The organism is Lactobacillus sp. 23-2 (assembly GCF_044902225.1).
In the GTDB taxonomy this organism is placed as follows: domain Bacteria; phylum Bacillota; class Bacilli; order Lactobacillales; family Lactobacillaceae; genus Lactobacillus; species Lactobacillus absianus.
In genome coordinates this window covers 1-5,128 of sequence record NZ_JAOQBX010000048.1, presented here as the reverse complement: position 1 = coordinate 5,128, position 5,128 = coordinate 1, and the positions used below count along the sequence as shown (strand labels likewise).

The following is a 5,128-nucleotide window of genomic DNA, read 5'->3' as shown; positions in this document are numbered from 1 at the left end:
CTAATAATATGTGAGAGGAAAAAATTATGGGTAAAAAGCTGAAAGCCATCAGTAAAGTTTCTGTTGCCTTGGCACTTTTAGGCGCTGCTGTACCTGCAGTAGAAGCAGCACCAACTGCCATGGCTGCGAAGAAGACTACCAAGAAGGCTAAGAAGTCAACTAAGAAAGTAGCTAAAAAGACGAGCAAGAAGAAAGCTGCTAAGAAACCGGTGAAGAAGGCTGCTAAAAAGAAGACAGCCGTTAAGAAGACGACTAAGAAAACTACTAAAAAGACTACGGTCAACGTAACGGTCTATAACAGCAAGGGCAAGACTATCAACTGCTACGTGCGTAATAGTAAGGGACAAATTGTTAAAACTTACATTAAAAAGGGTAGTAAAGTCGAAGTTTGGGGACAAGCGCCAATTAACGGTCGGTTGATGTACAATATTTCACGTCTAAATGAACATGGTGAATATGCAAGAGATGCATGGGTACCAGCCAAGGATGTTCAGGTAGATTATTTCAAGGGCGTTCAATTCATTGACTACTATGGCAGTGGCACTCCTGCTCAAAATAAGGCCAAATATGATGCCGACCTTGCTGAGGCTGAAAAGAATAATCCAGAAGATGGTTATACTAAGTGGTTCGAAGCGCACCCACTTGAAAATCTGCGCGTATGGAGTCAGGATTTTGAAGTATCGAAATCTACATACAAAAAGCATAATCTGACTTACGGTCAACGCGTTGCAGAATTTGGACGAACGGGCGTATTGTTCACTAAGGAATCTTACACGGCTTACATCAAGGGTAAAGCCGCTTATCGTCAGTACGAAGCAAAATGGGCTGCCAAGTATCCAAAAATTACAAGAACTATGACCAATGAAAGTAGACTCAAGAAGTACAATTTGAACACCTTCGAGTGGCACTTCAACGACAAGTTTTACATCCACATCAAAAAATAATTTTCGCTAATTGCAAGAATAATTTTTTGACAAATATTATTTCTGGTCAGAAATTGAACGATGTAATCATCTAATAATATGTGAGAGGACAAAACTATGGGTAAAAAGCTGAAAACAATCAGTGAGGTTTCTGTTGCCTTGGCCCTTTTTGGCGCTGCTGTTCCAGCAGTAGAAGCAGCTCCAACTGCTATGGCAGCTAAGAAGTCTACCAAGAAATCTGTAAAGAAGAGTACTAAAAAGGCGAAGAAAGCCAAAAAGAGTACCAAGAAGAAGTCGACTAAGAAAGTAGCTAAAAAGACTAGTAAGAAGAAAGCTACTAAGAAGCCGGTTAAGAAGGTTGCTAAAAAGAAGGTAGTCAAGAAGACCGCAAAGAAGGCTGCTCCAAAGAAGACTACTAGCAAGAAGACGGCCAAAAAGGTGGTAAAGAAGGCGACTACCAAGAAGCCGGTCAAGAAAGTTGCTAAGAAGACTACCACTAAGAAACCCGTTCAGAAGGTTGTAAGACGTCTTACTATGGCAGATAAGTACCAGCCAAAAGTCAAGAGCGGTACGTTTAAAGTAAATTGGGGTACTGATCTCACCGATTCTTATAGTGGTTGCACCCCAGAAAACTTTATTACCAACAAATCTTCTTTGCCATCCGGTGTTAAATATAAATATTTAGATACTGTTAATACTAAAAAAGGTGGTAGCTATACTACAAGAATTCAAGCCACATACAGTGATGGCTCAAAAGAAGTTGTTGGTGCGGTAACCTTTGTTGTGCCAGTTATGGATTCAGATAAGTACACTCCAACTGTGCATGATGTGACGCTCAATTATGGCGATACATTCGATTCGAGACAAAATGCTATTACCAATGCGCCTGGATATTTCCCGAACGATCCAGCTTTATCACAGTATGTATACTCAAGCAATCAAACATCTTTCCATGAAATTATTGATCCTGGATTAAACCCAAAACACCCCGGAGTTGATATTGATTTAGACACAGAAAAGCCCGGAACATATACGGCACGGATTGAGGTTATATATCCCGATGGTTCATATGAATACACAAAGAAGTTTAAGATTACAGTTTTACCATCTCAAGCAAGTCAAGCCAAGATTTCACTAAAGGCATCGAGCTTTACTGTTTCTTCAAAAGAACCATTGGAACAAGATACAGAATATGGCTTTTGGGGGCGTACGGTAATTAACCCAAGCCGTTTCTTAAATATCGGCACAGCTTTACCAAAAGGCACTAATATTTACTTTAATTCTGATTTAGATTCAGTTGATGCTCCAAAACCAGGAAAATATAAGACCAGTTTGAGTGTCTACTTCCCAGATGAAAGCGGATATGAGACTGGCAGTTTCATTGTTAACGTCAAATAACTCAAAAATCCAGTCCACATCGGACTGGATTTTCCTTTTTTCTAACTTTTTGTAAGAGAAGCCTTGACTTACTTATATAATCCGAAGTCCAAAGTGCTTGAGATGTCATTTTACAGTGATGCCACTAACGAGGTTATGATCGAAGTCGTGGACAGGTTCTTGAGCCATGATTAATTTAGTTGAATCAGGTCGAATGTTCATTGTTTGTGGTAAGACTGACATGCGCCGGGGAATCGATTCGCTTGCATACATAGTTAAGAAGAGTTTCAACCCCGGTTCCTTCTCTGGATGCGTTTTTCTCTTCTGCAGCAGCCGCAAAGTACGGGGACAAGTGTGGCAGATTTTGGCAGAGGAAAGATTTTAACTAGCGAATCGGGGACGCAAGTGAGCGTTGATGAATTTGAAGCAGCACTTAATAGTTATGTTGCTTCTTATGAGTCGACTAGGATACTGAGCTTATGAACAAACTCAAACTGATAAGTCAGAGGTCAATGCTACTCAAGAAAATGCGAACAGCAGTAAAAGGCCTATGATACAGTAAATGCTAAGGTGAAGAAGATTAAGAAATTCAACCAGCAATTATCAAGGGCTTATAAGCCTTACCAGAAGTCTTTAAAGGCTGCACACAAGAAGAAATAACATTGGTGTAATGATTATAGTAAATTAGTTAAACTTGTTAAAGTATGACTCCGACATCTATTCGGGATTGTGTGCCTTAATTCTTGACGAGTATTTATATTTAGCGCTGGAATGCGTATTGGCAGCTTAAGGGACCACATTTGTTTATTGTCCGGTTATTTCAAAAAAAGTAATTTGACAAAAAACGTGCTTAAGTCAAAAATTAAAATGTGTGAATATCTAATAACAAGTGGGAGGACAAAATCATGGACAAGAAGCTGAAAGCTATCAGCAAGGTTTCGGTTGCATTGCTTGGAACAGCTGGCTTTGTTGCTGCTGCACCACAAGTAAGCGTACAAGCCGCGGCAAAATACCAAGTGTATGTTTCTAAGAAAGCTTATGTATACACATCAAAAGGAAAGAAGACTAAGAAATCATACAAGAAGGCCAAGCTGACCGTCTATGGTACTAAAACGATTAAGGGGAAGAAGTACTACAGTCTTGGCAAAGGCCGCTATATCCGGACCAGTGATGCCAAGAAGGACTTCGCCCGCTACAGCTATTCCACGCAAACGAAGAAGATCACCAGAACTATCAAACTCTACCAGCCAAAGGGTGAGAAGAAGGTGATCCAGAAAGCATACATCAAGAGAAGCGTGAAGACGGACAACAAGACTAAGAAGAAGACTTATGGAAAATGGAGCACCTCTTCTTGGAAGAAGTATACCGCGACCAAGGTGGAAGGATATACTGCTAGTCGGTCAAGTATTGGTGCAGTTAAAGTTACCTACAAGCTGAAGAATCAGACTGTTAAGGTGACCTACAAGAAAAATGCTACTGCAGCTAAAAACAATCCGGCATCAGATTCAAAGACCACAGATGTAAATGGCAAGGGTAATTCTTCAGTAGGAAATACCAATTCATCTTCAAATTCAAAGACGACTGATGTAAGTGGCAAGGGAAATTCTTCAGCAGGAAATACCAATTCAACTTTAGATTCAAAGACGTCTAATGTAAGCGACAAAGGTAATTCTTCAACCACTAAGAACAATTCTTCTTCCGCTTCTAAGCCAACTAACAGCGGATCTAGTTCGAGTTCCTCTAATAGCTCAAGCTCAAAGAATACAATATCTGTTAAGGCTGCAAACTTTAACGTAAAGAGAAACGTTAGCGCTACGGAAAGTAGTCAGAACATCGATATGTTCGCTTTGAACTCCGATGGCACGTTTAGCAAAAAGAAGAGTGCCGCAACAGCGGAACTTTTTGAAGGCAACTACTATCCAATTGTTTATCACGTATTAGCGATGACTACGGATAAGAGTGGCGTAAAGTGGTATAAGATTGCTGATCCGCAGGATAACAATAGTTCTGCTTGGGTTAAGGCAGATGGATTTACGACAACCACGATTGCTGCTGGTTCAACTCGTCCGACTTATGATGAACAAGCTAAGGCTGATTATGATAAGTACAAGAAGCTGGCTGAAGAGCTGGGTTCGTTAGAAGCCGCGCAGAATGACTTAAATCAAAAGAAGGCAGCTTTAGATAGTGCAAATCAAGCATACACGGCAGCCGAAACTAGCTACAATAACAAGGTTTCAGCTGCTAAAGCCAGTTATGATGAGGCTTCTAGTGCTTATGAAGCAGCAGGCTATGACTTTATCATGAGCAAGGCAACAGCTAACTACTATCAAGACTCAAAAACCGGCATGGCAAACGTTGCCGTATTGTCAGGCTATGTAAATGGCTTGGATGATTCAGTTAAGAGCTTCTTGTCGACTAGCAATTTAAAGAAAGATGTTACTTTGATCAAGGAACTTAACAGCTTCCGTGCATCAGACAATAATTTTTCTAATCATAATGCTTTAGGCGTTGACTATGACCTTATGGTCTATGCAAGCATCGCCGGTATTATCTCAAATAGCACGCTGGATCATACATATTTCATGAACAATCCAGAGAATGTGGATGTATCTAATGCAGAGAACTTGGCATGGGGCTACAGTGATCCATTGAGTGGCTGGTACACTAAAGAAAAAGCAATTTATGACGCGCATGGCAGTGGCATAACTGGCCACTATACGAACTGCATGGGCGATTATGACTATGTTGGTCTGGTGCTTGATCAGAATTCGAAAACAAGCGCGGCAGACTTCAACAGAAATAGAGACTCGAGTACTCAAGTGACTGTT

4 protein-coding genes are annotated in these 5,128 nt (G+C 40.6%); all 4 read left to right on the top strand.

What is annotated here, in order from left to right:
• Positions 1–26: 26 nt before the first annotated feature.
• Positions 27–944, top strand: a complete 918-nt coding sequence (locus OCH80_RS09985) for a hypothetical protein (protein WP_404540620.1) — start codon at positions 27–29, stop codon at positions 942–944.
• A gap of 96 nt (positions 945–1,040) precedes the next feature.
• Positions 1,041–2,321, top strand: coding sequence for a Rib/alpha-like domain-containing protein (locus OCH80_RS09980; RefSeq protein WP_404540617.1), 1,281 nt, complete (start codon positions 1,041–1,043; stop codon positions 2,319–2,321).
• A 166-nt stretch (positions 2,322–2,487) separates the two neighbouring features.
• Positions 2,488–2,685 carry an IS66 family insertion sequence element accessory protein TnpB gene (tnpB, locus tag OCH80_RS09975; RefSeq protein WP_404540614.1) on the top strand — a complete coding sequence of 66 codons (198 nt, stop codon included), beginning with the start codon at positions 2,488–2,490 and terminating at the stop codon, positions 2,683–2,685.
• 520 nt (positions 2,686–3,205) lie between these two features.
• A partial coding sequence (locus OCH80_RS09970) for an SLAP domain-containing protein (protein ID WP_404540611.1) occupies positions 3,206–5,128 on the top strand: 1,923 nt, incomplete at its 3' end.

Bases quoted from the DNA above. Each gene is read 5' to 3' on its own strand.
- OCH80_RS09985 (WP_404540620.1), top strand. From the start codon at position 27: ATGGGTAAAAAGCTGAAAGCCATCAGTAAAGTTTCTGTTGCCTTGGCA.
- OCH80_RS09980 (WP_404540617.1), top strand. From the start codon at position 1,041: ATGGGTAAAAAGCTGAAAACAATCAGTGAGGTTTCTGTTGCCTTGGCC.
- tnpB (WP_404540614.1), top strand. From the start codon at position 2,488: ATGATTAATTTAGTTGAATCAGGTCGAATGTTCATTGTTTGTGGTAAG.